The following is an 18,785-nucleotide window of genomic DNA, read 5'->3' on the forward strand; positions in this document are numbered from 1 at the left end:
ATGGCAGAATGTTTGGAAACAAAAAAATCCAACTGCAAAAATTGCTATAAATGCATCAGGCACTGTCCTGTGAAATCTTTAAAATTCACTGCCGGCCAGGCCCACATCATCCGCGACGAGTGTGTTTTGTGCGGCGAATGTTATGTTGTCTGTCCGCAGAACGCAAAACAAATCCGAAACGACGTGGATCAGGTAAAATCCCTTATCGCTGCAGGCGACGATGTTTACGTCAGCCTTGCGCCTTCCTATGCCGCCTGGTTTCAGTCATGCACTGCAAAAAATGTGGAAAACGCACTTTCAAAGCTTGGATTTCGCGGGGTATTTGAAACCGCTATCGGTGCACAAATTGTGTCGAAGCAGTATGAAAACATTATTAACAAAGGCGGAAAGCGAATTGTAATTTCCTCCTGCTGCCACACGGTGAATACGCTGATTGAACGGCACTTTGAAAAGGCGCTGCCCTATCTTGCAAATGTGGTAACGCCCATGCACGCCCACGGCAAAATGTTGAAAAAAAAGCACCCGGGATGCAAAGTGGTGTTTGTTGGCCCCTGTATTTCCAAAAAGGCAGAGGCAGAAAAATATCCCGGCGCTGTGGATGCGGTTTTAACCTTTGACGAATTAGATGGCTGGCTGGAATCCGAAAATATTTCCGTTGTCCCCAGCCATTCAGAACTGACAAAAAACCGCACAAACGCCTATCCCACCTCCGGTGGAATTTTGCGCAGCATGAACCTCGACAAAAAGTTCGACTATGTTGTGGTTGACGGAATGGAAGCCTGCATCAGCGCCCTGCGCGACATTGACAACGACAAGCTTTCTAACTGTTTTATTGAAATGTCCGCCTGCAGCGGAAGCTGTGTTGGCGGCCCTGTGATGAAAAAGAAAAACCGCAACCCCATTATGGACCTTTTGTCGGTAAACAAAGGCTATGGCGAAGGGCTATATGAAACACCGGCGGCAGACAGCTTAACGACGGACAGGGCCTTTGCCTTTGAGGGATCAACCAAACCCATGCCCGGCAGCACGGCAATTGACGAGATTTTAAGAAAGATGGGCAAAACCTCGAAGGACAAGGAATTAAATTGCGGGAGCTGCGGCTACAACACCTGCCGCGACAAGGCGGTGGCCGTTTTTATGGGCAAGGCCGACCTTTCCATGTGCCTTCCTTTCTTAAAAGAAAAGGCCGAATCTTTTTCCGACACCATTATTCACAACACCCCCAACGGTATTATGGTGCTTGACTGCGACTTAAACGTGCAGCAAATTAACACGGCGGCACGGAAAATTTTAAACCTTTCCAGCGCGTCGGACGTTTTGGGCAGTCCCGTTGTGCGGATTTTAGACCCCACAGATTATGTGCTTGCTTTAAGCAACGAAAAAAATGTGTATGACAAACGAAAATATTTGGCTGAATATCAGAAATATGTGGAAGAAACCATTGTTTACGACAAGGAATACCGCATTATCATGGTTTTGATGAAAGACATCAGCGCGGAAGAACAAATGAAAATTTCAAAGGATAACCAGTGCAAAGCGGCAGTTGAGATTACCGACAGGGTAGTTGAAAAACAGATGCGCGTTGTGCAGGAAATTGCATCTCTGCTGGGCGAAACCACAGCGGAAACGAAAATTGCCCTGACAAAGCTAAAGGAGACGCTGACAGATGATGAATGATTTGTGTGTTGACGTAGGCTATAAAAGCATTAACAAGTTTGGCGAACAGCTCTGCGGCGACATGGTGCAAATTGCGCGGGACGGCGACACCACAATTTTGGTTTTAGCAGACGGGCTTGGCAGCGGCGTAAAGGCCAACATTTTGTCTACCTTAACGTCTACCATCATTTCAACCATGATTGCCGCGCAAATGTCCATTGAAGAGTGCGTTAGCACCATTATGGAAACCCTGCCCATTTGCTCTGTCCGCGGCGTTGCTTATTCTACATTTACCATTATTAAAATTACCAACAACACCTATGCCGAAATTATTCAGTATGACAATCCCCAGGTGATTTTGTTGCGGGGCGGCAAAAGTTTTGACTATGAAACCGAAACCAGAGTGATTGCGGGCAAGCAGATTTTAGAGTCGAAAATTGAGCTGGAGCAGGACGATGCTTTCATTGCCATGAGCGACGGCACCATTTTTGCCGGCGTGGGCGAAACGTTAAACTATGGCTGGCAGAGAGAAAACATCGTGGAATATGCAGAAGCCAATTATGATGTAAAAATGTCTGCCGCGGCGATTTCCGCCATGATTGTGGACGCCTGCAACGATCTTTATAACCACAAGCCCGGCGACGACACCACTGCCGCAACAGTTCGGGTAAGAAAACGCTCGGTTGTGAACTTAATGTTCGGCCCGCCGCGAAACCCTGAAGACGGAAACAAAATGCTTTCCCTGTTTTTTGCAAAGCAGGGCAAACACATTGTGTCCGGCGGCACAACTTCAACCATAACTGCGGAATTTCTGGGCAAAAAAATGGAAACCTCCATCGACTATTTAGACCCCGACGTTCCGCCCACCGCAAAAATTGAAGGTGTGGATTTGGTGACAGAAGGCGTTTTAACCATTAACAAGGTTTTAGAATATGCCAAAGATTACATTGGTGAAAACAAACTATTTTCAGATTGGCACACGAAAAAAGACGGCGCATCAAAAATTGCAAAAATGCTGTTTGATGATGCAACCGACATCAACTTTTATGTTGGCAGGGCGGTAAACCCCGCGCACCAGAATCCGAACCTTCCCATTGGGTTCAACATTAAAATGCAGTTGGTAGAGGAGCTTTCCGGGGCGCTGAAAACAATGGGCAAAACCATTAACGTGAGCTATTTTTAACGAGGTGTATAACATGAAACTAAGAAAATTTGATACGAAGGTCCAGCACTTAAAATATAAAATTCTGCGGGAAATTGCCCGCGAGGCCTGGAACGACAGTCTGCTGGAAAAAATGGGCGAAATTCCTAAGCGCATTATTCCGGGAAAAGAATCTACCATGCGGTGCTGCGTTTATAAGGAGCGGGCCATTGTTTGGGAGCGCATGAAGCTGGCCATGGGCGGGGACAAAGAAAATCCCAACGTAATTGAGGTAATTGACATTGCCTGCGACGAATGCCCTGTTAGCGGATATGACGTGACAGAGAGCTGCCGCGGGTGTATTGCCCACCGCTGCGAAGACGTGTGCCCCCGGGGTGCCATTTCCTTTGACGAGCACCAAAAAGCCCACATTGACCAGTCGAAATGTGTGAACTGCGGCCGCTGCGCAAAGGTTTGCCCCTACTCCGCCATCACAAACCGCAAACGTCCCTGCGAAAACGCTTGCAAGGTGAATGCCATTCATATGGGGGAAGACGAAAACAAGGCCGCGACCATCGACAATTCCAAGTGCATCGCCTGCGGCGCCTGCGTTTACCAGTGCCCCTTCGGTGCCATTGCCGACAAGTCGTTCATTTTAGACGTAATTGACATTTTAAAAAAGAGTGAAAACAATAAAAACTATAAGGTATATGCCGTGGTGGCCCCGTCTATTGCCGGCCAGTTCAGCTATGCGAAGCTGGGGCAGATTATTACGGGAATTAAAGAATTGGGCTTTTACCATGTGGTTGAGGCAGCGTTGGGCGCAGACATGGTGGCGTTTGCCGAGTCGAAAGAGCTTGCCGAAAGCGACACATTTTTAACCAGCTCCTGCTGTCCCGCTTTTGTGGACTATATTCACAAATCGTTTCCGAGCCTGGTGGATCACATTTCTCACAATCTTTCTCCCATGGCCACCATTGCAAAACACATGAAAGAAAAGGAGCCGGACTGCAAAATTGTGTTTATCGGCCCCTGCACGGCCAAAAAAATGGAGTTTCAAAAAGAGAGCGTTCGTCCCTTTATCGACAGCGTTATTACCTTTGAGGAGCTGCAGGCGCTGTTTGACAGCCGCGATATGGACATTATGGACTTGCCTGAGGACGTTTTGGACAACGCCTCGTATTTCGGGCGTATTTTTGCCCGCAGCGGCGGCCTGACCGACGCGGTGGCCCAGGGTTTAAAAGAACACGGCATCACCGATTTTGACTATAAACCGGTTTCCTGCGACGGCATTGAGGCGTGCAGGGTTGCGCTTTTAAAGGCCACAAAAGGTGTTTTGCCCAACAACTTTATTGAGGGCATGGCCTGCATTAACGGCTGTATCGGCGGCGCAGGCTGTTTAACCCACGAGGAAAAGAACAAGAAAGACATTGACAAATATGGTGAAGAAGCTTTGGAAAAAACCATTAAAGACTCTATCAGTTTGTTAAAATAGCTTTTAAAAGCAAAAAAAGTGAGAGAAAAAAGTTCTCTCACTTTTTGTATGTTTGTTTTTATAACGACGGCTGGTTTTTTATCATATCTGCAAAATAGCGATGCACACCAGGATCATGGTCCAGTTCTGGGTGAAACGCCGTTACAAGCTGATTTTTTTGTTTGGCCGCAACAATTTTCCCGTCCACTGTGGCCAGAATTTCCACCTCTTTTGCAGCCGATTGAATGTAGGGAGCACGAATAAAGGTCATAGGTATGTCGCCAATTCCCTTAAAATTACTTGTTGTATGAAAGCTTCCCAACTGGCGCCCATAGGCGTTTCGCCTGGCGGTAATGTCCATGGTGCGAAAATAAGCATGACGTTCGTTTTCAATGGTCTTCGCAAGGAGAATTAGTCCCGCACAGGTGCCAAACACCGGTAAACCATTTTTAATCAGTTCCTTCAACGCATCAAACAAATTCAGCTCTTTGAGCAGCTTTCCCTGAACCGTGCTTTCGCCGCCTGGGATAATGAATCCGTCAAACGAGCGGTTTAAATCGCAGTTTTGTCTTATTTCAAACGAAGATATTCCCAGCTCTGCAAGCATTTTTTCGTGTTCAATAAATGCTCCCTGCACGGCTATTACACCGATTTTCAAATTATTTGCCCCTTTCCGCCATTAAAAGCTCAATTTCCTGCTCGTTAATGCCAACCATGGCTTCACCAAGGTCTTCAGACAATTCCGCTATCAGTCCGGCATCTTCAAAATTGGAAACAGCTTTCACAATTGCGGCAGCGCGCTTTTGAGGATTGCCCGATTTAAAAATGCCCGACCCAACAAATACGCCTTCCGCGCCGAGCTGCATCATCATTGCGGCGTCTGCAGGGGTTGCAACACCGCCGGCCGCAAAATTAACAACCGGAAGCTTTGCATTTTCATGAACATAAAGAACCAAATCATAAGGAACCTGCAAGTTCTTTGCCGCTTCGAAAAGTTCATCTAACCCCATAGAGGCAATTCTGCGGATTTCAGACTGCATCATGCGCATATGGCGAACCGCCTGCACAACATCGCCCGTTCCCGGTTCTCCTTTGGTTCTGATCATAGAGGCTCCTTCACTAATTCTTCTTAAGGCTTCCCCCAAATCCTTTGCGCCGCAAACAAACGGAACAGAAAACGCAGTTTTATCAATATGGTATTTATCATCTGCCGGTGATAAAACTTCGCTTTCGTCGATGTAATCAATTTCAATGGCCTGTAAAACCTGGGCTTCTGCAAAATGGCCAATTCTGCACTTTGCCATTACGGGGATGCTCACGGCTTGTTGAATGCCTTTAATCATTTTCGGGTCGCTCATTCTTGAAACGCCGCCGGCCGCCCTGATGTCGGCCGGAATGCGTTCTAAGGCCATAACGGCGCATGCACCGGCTTCCTCCGCAATTTTTGCCTGTTCCGGTGTGGTAACGTCCATTATCACGCCGCCTTTTAGCATTTGGGCCAGATTTTTGTTTAATTCAAATCTTTCGTTTTTCATCTTTTTTCTCCTTTACAACTGGTTATAACTGTATTATACTATATACTGATAGTATTACAATTGCCAGAAAAGGAGTTTTTTATATAACCAGATGAGATATTCTATTCATACAAACAGCGATAAAACTGCATATCTACAGCTATATCTTCAAATTAGAGACGACATTACGGGGCGCGTTTATCAATTTGGCGACAAATTGCCCTCTAAACGTTTTCTTGCGGCTGAGACCTCCGTCAGCGTTATCACTGTTGAACACGCCTATCAGATTTTATGCGATGAGGGATATGTGGAATCAAGAGAACGAAGCGGTTATTTTGTAATTTACAAAGAAAAAGACTTTTTTCCAGTTCCCGTCCGAGAGCAAGAAAACACAAGTGCAGCGCCGAACCACCACAATTGGAACGAAGAATTTCCATTTTCGGTTTTTGCAAAAACAATGCGAAACGTGCTTTCAAAATATGGCACACAAATTTTAATTAAGCCGCCGAACTTAGGAAGCCCGGAACTGCAGCTATCCATCAGCCGCTATCTTGCCCGAAGCAAAGGGATTCGGGTTTTGCCGCACCAAATTGTCATTGGCGCAGGTGCGGAATACTTATACAGCCTAATTGTGCAGCTATTAGGACGCGACAGAGTTTATGCCTTAGAAAACCCTTCCTATGAAAAAATTCGTTCTGTTTATACGGCCAACGGCGTGCAGTGCGACATGCTGAAAATGGGAGCGGACGGAATTCAGTCTGCTGCTTTAAATGAAACAAAAGCTTCTGTTCTGCATGTTACGCCGTTTAACAGCTTTCCCAGTGGGATCACTGCAACCGCTTCGAAACGGAACGAGTATATCCGCTGGGCAAAAACGCGCAGCGGATTTATCATTGAGGATGACTTCGATTCTGAATTTACCATTTCCACAAAAAATGAAGATACCGTTTTTTCATTAGAACCTAAAAAAACGGTTATTTACGTGAACACGTTTTCAAAAACAATTGCGCCTTCCATGCGAATTGGATATATGGTGCTTCCAGATGAGCTGGTAGATTTATTTTTAAACAAAATCGGATTTTATTCTTGCACCGTTCCAGTGTTTGAGCAGTTTGTTCTTGCGGAATTTATCAATAACGGAGATTTTGAACGGAATATTAACCGGGTCAGAAGAAAAAGGCGGCAGTTATACAAAAATGAAATGAAAAAGAAATAAACAAAAGCCCCGCGCCGAAACGAAAAGTTTTTTTGATATTTTAAAGATAGTATTAAACAATTGACATATTTTTTAATATTGCTATAGCTTTTTTTATTGAAAAGTGATAAAATAAATATGAATTGTAGATGTACATATACTGCAATGATTGCATACAGTTGTTTGGCCAAGCATGTGTATCAAAAAATATTTATAAATGGAGGTATAAAAATGAAAAAGTTATTGGCAATGGTCTTGTCTGTTTCCATGCTTTTCGGTCTTATGGGCGCAATGAGCATTGGCGTACAGGCAATTGGCGAAAATCCCGACTTTCCGATGATTTATGAAACGTTTGAATCGGAAGAATCTCTAAAAACCGTAAAGACTCAAAGCGGTGGCAGTGCAAACGGAAAGCTTTCCATTTCATCCGAAGGAGCTATGGGAAGCGCAGGCAGCCTGCATTTTGTGCAAACCGCAGGTTCGCATTATACCGATATCAAGTATTCTGCAGACAATCTTTCTATTCCTTCAGGTGAACGGGTGAAGTTCAATCTCTGGATTAAGATGAACACTGAGCTGAAAAGCGACGCAAACTCTTTTACCCTGATTTTCTATGGAGGCGGTACCGTAACCAATGCGGGCAATTCATCCTTAACCGTTGGTGAGGAAAAAACGAACTGCTGGTATGAAATTCCTATCACAGGTAAGCTGGTAACAGGGGAATGGGTAAAAATTGATCACGAATTTGTTTGGGAAGATAAACTGACAGCAGGCAGCGGTTCTGTGATTAACAATGTTTCAATCAACGGTATTGCTATCCGTGTTGCCGGCCAAAAGGGTATTTCTGCCGATGTAAACGGCGAAAAGCTGGACTACCAGATTGACGATTTTATTCTTGTAACCAAGGGCGGCGACTCCGGCTCATCGAATCCCACAGGCACCGTTACAACGCAGACCTACACCAAAACAAATACATCTGCAAAACCCACAAGCTGGGGTAACCCCGATATGACCTTCACACAGAAGCTGAGACCCGGCCGTTTGTATAAAATCACGGGTACCTTCCGTGCAGACGATTTACCCCCCGAAACAGACGGCTACGAGGAAAAGATGAAGGGCACAAAAGCCAATCTGCGCCTGTACTGGAACGCATCCGGTCGGTCGGACAACGGCTTGACAAGCTCAAACTATCCCGGTGCATATATTTATGATTTGCAGCTGAATGCGGACAACAACTTAACCGTTTATTTTCTGATGGATAATCAGACATTCAGCTACGCATCTGGCATCAGCCTGATTGCCCGTATGTACACTGACGGACAGCCATATTATGCCGGTAACTCACTTTCACCATCTACCGCCGGCGGTGCCAATGCAGGTACGGCAGGTACCTTCAGCTATAAAGATGTAACTGTAACGGATATGGGTATGCCCGCAGACCTTGACCTGGTGATGGAAGACGGCGCATACTTTATGTATAATAATCAGATGGTGTCCGCTTCCGACTTCCCGGGTTGGAATACGTCAGGTGTCTCTGCAGAAAGAGTGACAGAAAACGATAACACCTACATCAAAGCCACAGGCGTCGGCGAATACAGTTCTTTGACAACTTCTGCATCCATGAAGAATGATAACACCTACCGTATCAGCTTCAAAGCAAAAACAGAAGGCTTGGAAAGCGGCGCAACAAAGCCCTTAACCGTTATCTTAGAAAGAAGCAACTCCACACTGAAGGAGAATGAAAAATATCCCTATAAAGATACACCAGACTATCAGTTTCTTGTAGGAACAAACAAAATCGACAGCGCTATCTCGGATAATCAGGAATGGCAGGTATCCAACGACTGGCAGACTTATTCAACCCTATATACACCCGGATTTGCTTTAAAAGACGGCATGACCGATTCCGACTTGATGCCCATCACACCGAAAATCAGCTTCCGTGTGGGCGGTAATAATCAGCAAAATGGCGCAGTGCTGTGCTTAGATGATTTTGTTATCGAAGAGCTGGGCATTTTAAATGAAGAAACCATGGCAAGCGGCAAATACGCAAAGGTTGAAAATATTACCTTTGAAAAGGTTGGTATGAGCGGCTTAAAGGTTGACTATGACTATGTTCCCAATGCAGGGGAAAAAGAAGACAGAAGCAAGTCCTTAGTTCGTGCATACATAGAAACTGCACTAGGTGAGAAAAATATCGGCTCCTTTGCTGCAGATGAGGTATTCAGTGTTCCCGTTTCCGGACTGGGCGAAAACATTTCCTTTGAAGTGTTCCCTGTTTCTGCAACCGGTGTTATCGGAAACTCTGCAACAGCAACCTACGGTAGCGTATTTGATATGCTGCTGGACAGAAGCTTTACCTTAAACGAAAACAAAACAGAAGCGAACTGGACATTCGATATTGCATCAACAACAGGCACAGAAAAACAGTATCGGGTAATCATTGCGGCATACGATGACAGCAAGTCCTTAGCGAAGGCAGATCTTAAAACTGTTTCCGTTCAGGACGGTACAAACGCATATAGCGGCACCTTTACCATTCCGCAGGAGGCTGTGAAGGTGAAGATGTTTGTTTGGGATGCAGTGACACTTGCTCCCGTATTTGAAGCCATTGAATATAACCTTCCCGCTGTAAATGAAAATCCCTTTGCAGGCGATGATGAAATCAATATTGTATTCTTAGGAGACTCCATCTATGCAAACGCAGGTGCTTCTCCTTCCTCCAATGGTTTTGTACCTCAGCTTTCACAGTGGTTTAAAGATACCTATGAAAAAGAAGGCGTAACGGTGAACTGCTATAACAAAGGCGTTGGCGGCACTACAACCGACTACAGCTTATTAAGACTCATGCGTGACTGTATCGACTTAAAACCGGACATGGTATTTTATGCTATGACCTGCAACGATACAAGCGAAAGCGATACCTTGCGGAATGTGGAAAGCTCTATTCGTATGTTAAACGAAATGGATAACGTGCCCTATGTGGCACTGACCTTCTTCACAAATCAGTCCTGGAGGGTTTCTCCCGGCCATGGTGAAAAAATTGCTGCGTTCTACGGCCTGCCTCTATGGGACAACACAGAAACGATGAAAGCAGCCGTTGCAGCAGGGACAGCGGTGGAGGACCTTTATTCTGACGGTACACATCCCAACAACGCAGGTTATAAAGTGAATGCAGACGGCTTAAAAGCATGGTTAGAGACAGGCAGAAACTATGTGAAGCCCTTAAATCGCGAAGATAAGCTGGCGGAAAACAGCGGAGTGATTGAAACCATGGAAATCTTCTCCTGCAAGGATACAAGCCGCGTAGAAAAATCCGGCAGCTGGACAGAGGGCGGAAACTACTTAGAATCCACACAGGTAGGCGATACCTTAAGCTTCAGCTTCACAGGCGACATCTTAGCCTTTGAAACTGGTTTGCACTATTACACAGGTAAGGTTGAAGTATGGGTGGACGGCGAGCTCTTGTGGACAGACAATCCCTATTATAACAGCGAAAGTCTGAAAACAAACTTCCAGATGACCGTACGCGGCGGCAACTTTAACTTTGATTTAGACTATGGCACACACAATGTTGTACTCAAGGTGGTTGACGGCACCGCAACAACCGAAAAAATCGCAACCAGAATCTACAATATTTTTGCAGGTTCCTGGAGAGCGGAATAAGCTTTAAAAACAGAAAGGCTCATTGCAGACACCAAGTCAGAAATTGCTGTTTCCGAAGACTTTGGAACGGGGATGCAACCCCCGTGAAGGTTACGCTCTGGAACAATTTAGTTGATGCAGTATCTTTGTGCACAACAGTTGTAACATAGAGTTTTCGATAGAAGGGGGGCGAGTCGCTTCTTTTCTGATTCGTTACAGCAGTTTTAATGTTTAAAAGAAGATAAAAAATAACATGCTTTACACTTCATTTCGTGTAAAGCATGTTATTTTTCTATTAGTTGCCCATAGGTTCTATTCTCTCTGAGTGCAGACAGCTATCGGTGTTGCCCTTTACGGTAGGACGCTCGTTTGCCGCCCAGTGCACCGCGTTGTTAATGATAAGCTGAACGGTGGGGTGGTAAAATGTTCTAAAGGTTTCATGTCCCGGCTGGAAGTAAAAAATCTTTCCGTTGCCGCGGTTAAAGCAGCAGCCGCTTCTGAACACTTCGCCGCCGTTATACCAGCCAATCATAATCAGGCGGTCCGGCTCTGGAATGTCGAACCGCTCGCCATAGGTTTCCTCTGCTTCAAGCTCAAAATACCTTGCGTTAACGCCCTTAACAATGGGGCTTGAGGGCGCCGTAATCCAAATCCGCTCGCGGTCGTTGGTTTCACGCCACTCTAAGTTACAGGAGGTTCCCATAAGCCGTCTGAACGGTTTTGAATGGTGTGCAGAGTGCAGGAACACTGCGCCCATGCCGTCTAAAACAGCCTTTTGCACGCGTTCTGCCACTTCGTCGGGTACCTTTTCGTGAGCCATGTGCCCCCACCAAATTAACACGTCCGTGTCGTCTAACACTTCCTGTGTCAGGCCGCATTCCGGGTCGTCTAAGGTAGCGGTTCGAATCATGAGCTCCTCGTCCTTTTCCAAAAAGCTTTTCAATGTGCCGTGAATTCCGTTGGGGTGCACGGCGCGGACTTCCTCGCTGGTTTTTTCATGTTGATTTTCGTTCCAAATGGTAACCTTAATCATGAAATTCGTCTCCTTTTATTGTTAAATATCCGTTTTAATTGCTTCGCCTGTTTCAGAAGACTGAAAAGCCGCCTCCATAACCTTAATGACGCGCATTGCCTGTTCAGGCTTAATTTTTAATTCGCACTTGCCGTCTAACGTGTCAATCAACTGCCAATAGGTGGGATTTAAATTATCCACCACGTCTTCCGGAGCGGAAATGGGGATAATGTCAACCGAATCGTCGCTTCTGGGCGCCATGGTTTTTGATGGGCCGGCCTTCGATTTTGGAATTTCCGCGCTCCAGGTGTCCTCCCGGTCTTTACAGCGGATAATTTTGCCCTCGCAGTCCCAATCGTCAATTTGAAGCGTGCCATCTTTACCCAAAACATACCATCTCGGGTGCTTAATAAAGTTGTTTGTGGAAACCTCAATGTGGGCTGTTACGCCGTTATCCAGCGTCATGGTGAGCCTGAAATTGTCGTCCACGTCGGGGTAGTTGATGCTATACATTTTGCAAAACACGTTGGTTACTTTCGCGTCATACATATACATAATCTGGTCAATTAAATGAACGCCCCAGTCCAGCATCATGCCGCCGCCCTGCTTTTTGTCAATTCTCCATCCGGCAGGCACGCCGCGGGAACCCTCCACTCTCGACTCAATTACATAAACGTCTCCCAAAAGGCCTTGTTCCACTGCCCGGCGCATTGCAACAAAATCTTTGTTCACACGCCTGTTCTGATCAACGGTAAACACCTTGCCCGTTTCTGCAGCAACTTTCATAATTTCTTCCAATTCCCAGCTCTCAATGGTAACAGGCTTTTCGCAGAGCACGTTTTTGCCGGCGCGCAGCGCCTCAATTGCAATTTCCCTGTGAACATCATTGGGCGTTGCAATTAGCACAATGTCAATGTCAGGGTCATTCAGCAGCGCTTCTCTGGATTCATATGTAACCATTCCGTTTGCTTTTGCAAATTCCATACGTTCAGGGTTTATGTCGAAAACGCCCTTCATGTTGATGCGGTCAAGCTCTTTCGACTGTTTAAAGTGGTTCGACGCCATGCCGCCAAAGCCGATAATACCAACGTTATAAATTTTGTTTACGCCCACCACATTTCGCCTGCTTTCTCATAAATTAAAACATCTTTCATAAACGCAATTGCTTTTTCTAAGCCCTCTTTTACAGACATAAGCGAGTCCTCATGCTCAATGGAAACCACGCCGTCATAGCCAACAGCCTTTAAGGTGCTGATCAAATCGTTCCAATATTCCTTGCCGTTGCCGTAGCCCACGGTTCTGAACACCCAGGAGCGGCCTAAGACGTCGCCGTAATGTTTATAGTCTAATACGCCGTTTTTGGCTGTGTTTGCTTTGTCAATCTTTGTGTCCTTCGCGTGGAAGTAATAAATTGCGCCGGACAGCTCTTTAATAACCTCTTTCGGGTCCATTCCCTGCCAGATTAAGTGACTGGGGTCAACGTTTGCACCAATGATGTCGCCCACCGCAGCACGCAAACGCAGCAGCGTTTCGGGGTTGTAAACCACAAAACCAGGATGCATTTCAAATGCAATTTTTTTAATGCCGTGTTCTTTTGCAAATGCGGCCATGTCTTTCCAGTAAGGAATAACTTTTTCTTCCCACTGCCATTTTTGAATATCTAAATATTCCGGCGGCCAAGCGCAGGTTACCCAGTTGGGGTTCTGGGAGGTTTCACAGTCGCCCGGGCAGCCGGCAAACCCAACAATGGTGTCAACACCCAAAAGCTCCGCCGCCAAAATGGCGTTTTTAAAATCGTTGTGGAAGCTTTCTGCTTGTTCCTTGTTCGGGTGCAGGGGGTTTCCGTGGCAGGAAATTGCCGCAATATCCATATTATATTTTTTGAACAGGTCGAGCATCTCTTTTGCCTTTTCAGGATGCGCAATCATTTCTTTTGTGTTCAAGTGACAGTCACCAGGATAGCCGCCTGCGCCCACCTCCAATGAATCAACGCCCAGGGGCGAAAGATAGGCCAGGGTTTCCTCTAAGGACATGCCGGCACATGCTGAATTTACAACTGAAAGTTTCATAAAACATTACCTCCGATTTTTATTTATATATTTATTTATATATTTTTTAATGCATTATTTAGCGGACTTTCTTACAATCAATTTATGTGGGAGAATTACATTTTCAGGCTCTCCTCCGTTTAGCTTTTCATAAAGAATGGAAAACGCGCGTTTTCCCATTTCTGTCTGCGGCTGGGAAACGGTTGTCAACGGCGGCTCTACCATGTAGGCAATGTCCGTATTGTCAAAGCCAATCACTTCAATATCCTCCGGAACAGTGAGCCCATGCTTGCGCAAAGCTGACACCGCGCCGGCCGCCATGCGGTCTGAAATGGCAAACACCGCGTCGAACGTGTGACCCTCCTCCAAATATCTGTCTACCACGCGCATGGTGTTGCGGTAGCCATAGTTGCTGTAGAGCACCAGCCCCGGATCGAAGGGCAGGCCGTGGCAGCTCAGTGCCTGGCGGTATCCCTCCATCCTAAGATGCGAGGAAATCAGGCTGTTGTCCACGCCGATAAACAAAATCCGTTTTCTGCCGTTTAAAATCAGGTGCTCACAAGCGTCCTTGGCAGCAAGGCCGTTGTCAATTGAAACGAACGGCGTGTTTTCGCTGGCTGTGTATTCACTGCACTGGACAATTGCCGCGTGGTTTGAAATTAAGGACATTTCGTCAGCAGAAAGGGTGCTGTTTAACACAATCATGCCGTCTGCCATGCGGTTTTTCACCAGGCCCAAATAAATTTTTTCCTTCTCAGGCAAGCCATTTGTGGCACAAATCATAATATGATAGTTGTGCTTTTCCGCTTCGTTCGCAATTCCTGTTACTACTTTAGAGCAAAAGGAATTTGTAAGCGTAGACATCATCACCAAAATAATGCCTGTGCGCTTCTGCCGCAGATTTTTCCCCAGTAGGTTGGGAGTGTAGCCCAGCTCCCGGGCGGCCTCAAGCACCGCTTTTTCAATCTCTTCCGAAACGTGGCGGGTCTTGTTCAAAACGCGCGAAACTGTTGCCACTGACACGTTTGCCATTTTTGCAACATCTTTAATATTTGCGATTTTACCCGCCTCCTTATCACTCTGAAATCGTTTTCCCAAGAAATCGTTTACATTATACCAAAGCCATAAAAAAATGTCAAGCATATTCCGTTAAATTTTGCAAGAATTATTTCGTTTCAATGTATTGACCGAGTTTCCATTATCATATATAATCATGGTAATATTATTTTGTTTGGAGGGTCCGTATGGGAGCCTGGTTTTACATACTCATCTTAATTATAAAATCTGCAATCGGCGGCATCAGCAACGGTTTTATCAAGCAATATCAAAAAACGGCGCCTGCTGGCAACGCTGCCTATTGTCTGTTTTCTCTTATCATGTCACTGTGTGCCATGACATTCTTTTTCATTACCGGCGGCTTTCGGCTGGAGGTAAACGGTCCGACAATTCTCTACTCCATTGTCGCAGGTTTAGACACTGTGATTGTGGTCATTTTAGGCGTAGTAGCAATGAAGTATATCGACCTGATTACCCTTTCCTTTTCTCAAAGCTGCGGCAGCATGATCATTCCCGTTTTATTTGGAATTTTGTTTTTAAATGAGCGCACAACTCTGCTATTTTGGATCAGCGCTGCGTTAATGGCTTCGGCGGTTCTGCTTCCGATCGCCGCAAAGGGGAAACCCAAAGAGCGCGGGACCGTTATCGGTTACATCTGCTGCGCCGTGCTGTTTTTTATGAACGGAATGTATGTAGTTCTGCTGAAGCTGTTTCAAAGCAGCCCAATTGTCACCAACGAAAATGCATATTGTTTTCTTATGAATCTGGTTATGTTTTTTGTCTCCGCAGCGGGCTTTCTGGTGCTTTCCAAACGGCAGTCCTCCATCAAAACCGAGCTGAAAAAAATTACGCCGAAGCACATTGCTTATGTAGCTGCCAGCGCAGTGACGTCTAACGCTTCAACCCTTCTGGCATTTGTGGTTATGGGGGGCATGAGCATTGCGCTGATGACTATTTTGGGCACCTCTTTGGGAATTTTAATCACTGCATTTTTGTCCGTCGTTGTGTTTAAAGAACGGAAACTGCATCTCGTTGACGTTATCTCTATTCTGTGCGCCATTGCGTCGGTTGTGGTGGGCGCGCTTTAATTGTCAAATTAAGCAAAATTAATTAAAAAAAAGTAAATAAAAGCGGCTTTTTTCCGGTTACAACTTTACATAACAGCGAAATTGTGCTATACTGAAAGATGTTATCCAATCAAATTGTAAATTGGGCGTGATGTATTTCTATGAAAAGTAATATATATATTGTAACGGGCCATTACGGCAGCGGAAAAACGGAATTTTCAGTGAACTACGCGCTGTCTTTAAAAAAGACTTGCGAAAAAGTCTTTTTGGTGGATTTGGACATTGTTAACCCCTATTTCCGTTCAAACGATGCCCGGGCTCTTTTAGAAGACGCCGGAATTTGTGTAATTGCTCCGGCCTATGCCGGAACGAATGTGGACATTCCTGTTCTGCCGCCTGAAATTATGCGGATTTTTGAGGAAGAAGATGCAAAAATCATTTTAGATGTGGGCGGCGACGACGACGGAGCAATTGCATTGGGGCGGTATAAAAAATACTTTGATGAAAGCGGTTATGAGCTTTATTTGGTGGTGAACACCCGCCGGCCGCTGACATCGAATGCCGACGAAATTATCCGGATGAAAGAAGACATTGAAATTGCCTCGCGTCTTACGGTTACGGGCCTCATTTCCGACACGAACATTGCAGAGGAAACTACGTCTTTCATTGTTGCGGAAGGCTATGAAATTTTAGAAGACGTCAGCCGGAAAACCGGCCTCCCCATAAAATTTGTATGCGCCACCGAAAAAGCGGCTGAGCATCTCAGCCCTGAGATTTCACAAAAGCTATTTCCAATAAAGTGCCGCATCTCAAAAATCTAATTCAGTTTTTTTCCGCGGTCTGGCCGCCCACTGTCAGACCTGCTTTTATTTAATTTACGTGGGCAGAAAGGCAAGAAATGATATGGCAAAGGTTGTTATTTTAGACGACGTATGCAAAGGCTGCTACCTCTGCGCCTCTGCATGTCCGAAAAAGGTCTTGGCACCAGCAAAAGATAAACTAAACAAAAAGGGCTACCGTCCCATTGAGGCTGTGAACCCTGATGAGTGTATCGGCTGCGCAATGTGCGCTACCATGTGCCCGGACTGCGCAATAGAGGTTTTTAAATAAAGACTATTTACAGAAAGGATTGATATATTCATGGCAGAAAAGGTTTTGGTAAAAGGCAACGAAGCCATAGCAGAAGCTGCAATCATGGCCGGCTGCCGTTACTTTTTCGGTTATCCCATCACTCCGCAGACGGAAGTGAGCGCATATATGGCGAAGCGTATGCCGAAAATCGGCGGTGTGTTTCTCCAGGCGGAAAGTGAAGTTTCTGCGGCTAACATGGTTTACGGCGCAGCCGGCGCCGGCGCAAGAGTTATGACATCATCTTCCTCCCCCGGCATTAGCTTAAAGGCGGAGGCAATTTCATACATGGCGGGCGCTGACCTGCCCTGCGTTGTGATAAACGTTGTACGTGCGGGCCCGGGCTTAGGAGGCATTCAGCCTGCTCAGTCTGACTATTTTCAGGCCACAAAGGGACACGGCCACGGCGATTACAGACTGATTGTTTTGGCCCCCAGCTCCGTGCAGGAAATTGTTGATATGACGTCTGACGCATTTGATTTAGCAGACATCTACAGAACGCCGGTTATGATTTTGGCAGACGGCATGTTAGGCCAGATGATGGAGCCCGTTGTGTTTGAACAGAAAAAATCGGAAAGAACAATTCCTGAAAAAACATGGGCCACCACCGGAACAGAAATGAAACGGGAACACAATATTATCAATTCCCTTTATATTCAGCCCAATGTGCTGGAAAAAATAACGCTGGAGCGCTACGAAAAATATAAAACCATTGAACAGAACGAAACCAAATATGAAGCATATCAGACAGACGACGCAGAGTTTATTTTAACTGCATACGGCTCTGTTGCCCGTATCTGCAAAAACGCAGTGGATGAACTGCGTACGCAGGGAATTAAAGCCGGCTTAATCCGCCCAATTACCCTTTGGCCGTTCCCGTCTGAAGCATATGTGAAAGAAACCGTTTGCGCGAAAGCTGTTTTAACGGTTGAAATGAGCATGGGGCAGATGGTTGAAGACGTTCGTCTTGCCGTAAACGGCAGAATTCCGGTTCATTTCTACGGCAGAACCGGCGGAAATATTCCGTATCCCAATGAAATTATTGATGAGGTGAAAAAGATTGTTGGGGGTGAAAAATAATGGAACAGGTATTTAAAAAACCACACGCACTTTGCGACGTTACCCTGCACTATTGCCCGGGCTGCACCCACGGCATTGTGCACAGGCTAGTGGCTGAGGTAATGGACGAACTGGGCATTGAAGGCTCTACCATTGGCGTTGCGCCGGTTGGCTGTGCGGTGTTTGCATACGACTATTTTAACTGTGACATGCAGGAGGCCGCCCACGGCAGGGCTCCGGCAGTTGCAACGGGAATTAAGCGCGTTCACCCCGATAAAGTGGTGTTTACCTATCAGGGAGACGGCGACCTGGCGGCAATTGGTACGGCGGAAACCGTCCACGCTGCTTCCAGGGGAGAAAACATTACCGTGATTTTCATCAACAACGCGATTTACGGTATGACAGGCGGCCAGATGGCCCCCACTACCCTGCCCGGCCAGGTAACGCAAACCTCTCCTTACGGCCGCGACACAAAAACACAGGGCTATCCCCTTCGTGTGAGCGAAATGCTTGCTACCACATCGGGTGCGGCATATATTGAACGTGTTTCGGTAGATTGCGTGAAAAACATTAACCGCGCGAAAAAGGCCATAAAAAAAGCATTTCAGACGCAGCTCGACGGCAAGGGCTTTTCCATGGTGGAAGTGCTGTCTTCCTGCCCTACCAACTGGGGTTTAGCGCCTGAAGAAGCAATTAAGTGGCTTCAGGAAAATATGATTCCATACTATCCTTTGGGCGTTTACTGCGACAGAACAGAAGAAAAATAAGCTTTCAAATAAAAAAAAGCAGG

The 18,785-nt window shown here is 46.1% G+C and carries 16 protein-coding genes; 10 read left to right on the forward strand and 6 right to left on the reverse strand.

The features are described 5' to 3' along the window. From WIG73_RS03815 to WIG73_RS03825, 3 genes are read left to right on the forward strand one after another with little or no spacing between them, the layout of a single operon-like run. A complete protein-coding gene (locus WIG73_RS03815) occupies nt 1-1,677 on the forward strand; it encodes a [Fe-Fe] hydrogenase large subunit C-terminal domain-containing protein (RefSeq protein WP_337399356.1) in 1,677 nt (558 codons plus the stop codon). Beyond that, nucleotides 1,670-2,839: a SpoIIE family protein phosphatase gene (locus WIG73_RS03820; RefSeq protein WP_249313408.1), complete on the forward strand. Its 1,170-nt coding sequence runs from the start codon at nt 1,670-1,672 to the stop codon at nt 2,837-2,839. Before WIG73_RS03815 ends, WIG73_RS03820 begins: the two co-directional genes overlap by 8 nt. A 13-nt stretch (nt 2,840-2,852) precedes the next feature. Next, complete coding sequence (locus tag WIG73_RS03825; RefSeq protein ID WP_177678600.1) at nt 2,853-4,292, forward strand: monomeric [FeFe] hydrogenase; 1,440 nt, start codon at nt 2,853-2,855, stop codon at nt 4,290-4,292. A 58-nt stretch (nt 4,293-4,350) separates the two neighbouring features. On the opposite strand, the gene pdxT is transcribed toward WIG73_RS03825, so the two are convergent. After that, nucleotides 4,351-4,929, reverse strand: a complete 579-nt coding sequence (gene pdxT, locus WIG73_RS03830) for a pyridoxal 5'-phosphate synthase glutaminase subunit PdxT (protein ID WP_337399358.1) — start codon at nt 4,927-4,929, stop codon at nt 4,351-4,353. Between the two features lies 1 nt (nt 4,930). Beyond that, entirely contained in the window at nt 4,931-5,806 is an 876-nt protein-coding gene (gene pdxS, locus WIG73_RS03835) for a pyridoxal 5'-phosphate synthase lyase subunit PdxS (RefSeq protein ID WP_337399359.1), read from the reverse strand. A gap of 91 nt (nt 5,807-5,897) precedes the next feature. Between pdxS and WIG73_RS03840 the strand changes: the two genes are divergently transcribed. Together WIG73_RS03840 and WIG73_RS03845 are read left to right on the forward strand one after the other, a co-directional pair. After that, on the forward strand, nt 5,898-7,001 hold the full coding sequence (locus tag WIG73_RS03840) for a PLP-dependent aminotransferase family protein (RefSeq protein ID WP_337399360.1): 1,104 nt from the start codon (nt 5,898-5,900) through the stop codon (nt 6,999-7,001). A 210-nt stretch (nt 7,002-7,211) separates the two neighbouring features. Beyond that, nucleotides 7,212-10,646 carry an SGNH/GDSL hydrolase family protein gene (locus WIG73_RS03845; protein WP_337399361.1) on the forward strand — a complete coding sequence of 1,145 codons (3,435 nt, stop codon included), beginning with the start codon at nt 7,212-7,214 and terminating at the stop codon, nt 10,644-10,646. 274 nt (nt 10,647-10,920) lie between these two features. Here WIG73_RS03845 and WIG73_RS03850 read toward each other — a convergent pair whose 3' ends face one another. Genes WIG73_RS03850 through WIG73_RS03865 form a run of 4 tightly spaced genes read right to left on the reverse strand, consistent with a single transcriptional unit; the run spans nt 10,921 to nt 14,828 of the window. Beyond that, complete coding sequence (locus tag WIG73_RS03850) at nt 10,921-11,658, reverse strand: ThuA domain-containing protein (RefSeq protein ID WP_177679271.1); 738 nt, start codon at nt 11,656-11,658, stop codon at nt 10,921-10,923. Nucleotides 11,659-11,679: 21 nt separating this feature from the next. Continuing rightward, entirely contained in the window at nt 11,680-12,750 is a 1,071-nt protein-coding gene (locus WIG73_RS03855) for a Gfo/Idh/MocA family oxidoreductase (RefSeq protein ID WP_177679273.1), read from the reverse strand. Continuing rightward, on the reverse strand, nt 12,741-13,706 hold the full coding sequence (locus WIG73_RS03860; RefSeq protein WP_337399364.1) for a sugar phosphate isomerase/epimerase: 966 nt from the start codon (nt 13,704-13,706) through the stop codon (nt 12,741-12,743). Before WIG73_RS03860 ends, WIG73_RS03855 begins: the two co-directional genes overlap by 10 nt. A 54-nt stretch (nt 13,707-13,760) precedes the next feature. Beyond that, entirely contained in the window at nt 13,761-14,828 is a 1,068-nt protein-coding gene (locus WIG73_RS03865) for a LacI family DNA-binding transcriptional regulator (protein WP_337399365.1), read from the reverse strand. 101 nt (nt 14,829-14,929) lie between these two features. Between WIG73_RS03865 and WIG73_RS03870 the strand changes: the two genes are divergently transcribed. From WIG73_RS03870 to WIG73_RS03890, 5 genes are all read left to right on the forward strand, one after another. Continuing rightward, a complete protein-coding gene (locus WIG73_RS03870; protein ID WP_337399366.1) occupies nt 14,930-15,829 on the forward strand; it encodes a hypothetical protein in 900 nt (299 codons plus the stop codon). Between the two features lie 140 nt (nt 15,830-15,969). Continuing rightward, on the forward strand, nt 15,970-16,629 hold the full coding sequence (locus WIG73_RS03875) for a hypothetical protein (protein WP_337399367.1): 660 nt from the start codon (nt 15,970-15,972) through the stop codon (nt 16,627-16,629). Nucleotides 16,630-16,711: 82 nt separating this feature from the next. Then, nucleotides 16,712-16,918: a 4Fe-4S dicluster domain-containing protein gene (locus tag WIG73_RS03880; RefSeq protein ID WP_177678037.1), complete on the forward strand. Its 207-nt coding sequence runs from the start codon at nt 16,712-16,714 to the stop codon at nt 16,916-16,918. A 30-nt stretch (nt 16,919-16,948) separates the two neighbouring features. Beyond that, nucleotides 16,949-18,016, forward strand: coding sequence for a 3-methyl-2-oxobutanoate dehydrogenase subunit VorB (vorB, locus tag WIG73_RS03885; protein ID WP_337399368.1), 1,068 nt, complete (start codon nt 16,949-16,951; stop codon nt 18,014-18,016). After that, complete coding sequence (locus tag WIG73_RS03890) at nt 18,016-18,762, forward strand: thiamine pyrophosphate-dependent enzyme (RefSeq protein WP_337399369.1); 747 nt, start codon at nt 18,016-18,018, stop codon at nt 18,760-18,762. The genes vorB and WIG73_RS03890 overlap by 1 nt, the downstream gene beginning before the upstream one ends. Nucleotides 18,763-18,785: the final 23 nt, after the last annotated feature.

Origin of the sequence: Congzhengia sp., assembly GCF_037235575.1 — a bacterium.
In the GTDB taxonomy this organism is placed as follows: domain Bacteria; phylum Bacillota; class Clostridia; order UBA1381; family UBA9506; genus Congzhengia; species Congzhengia minquanensis.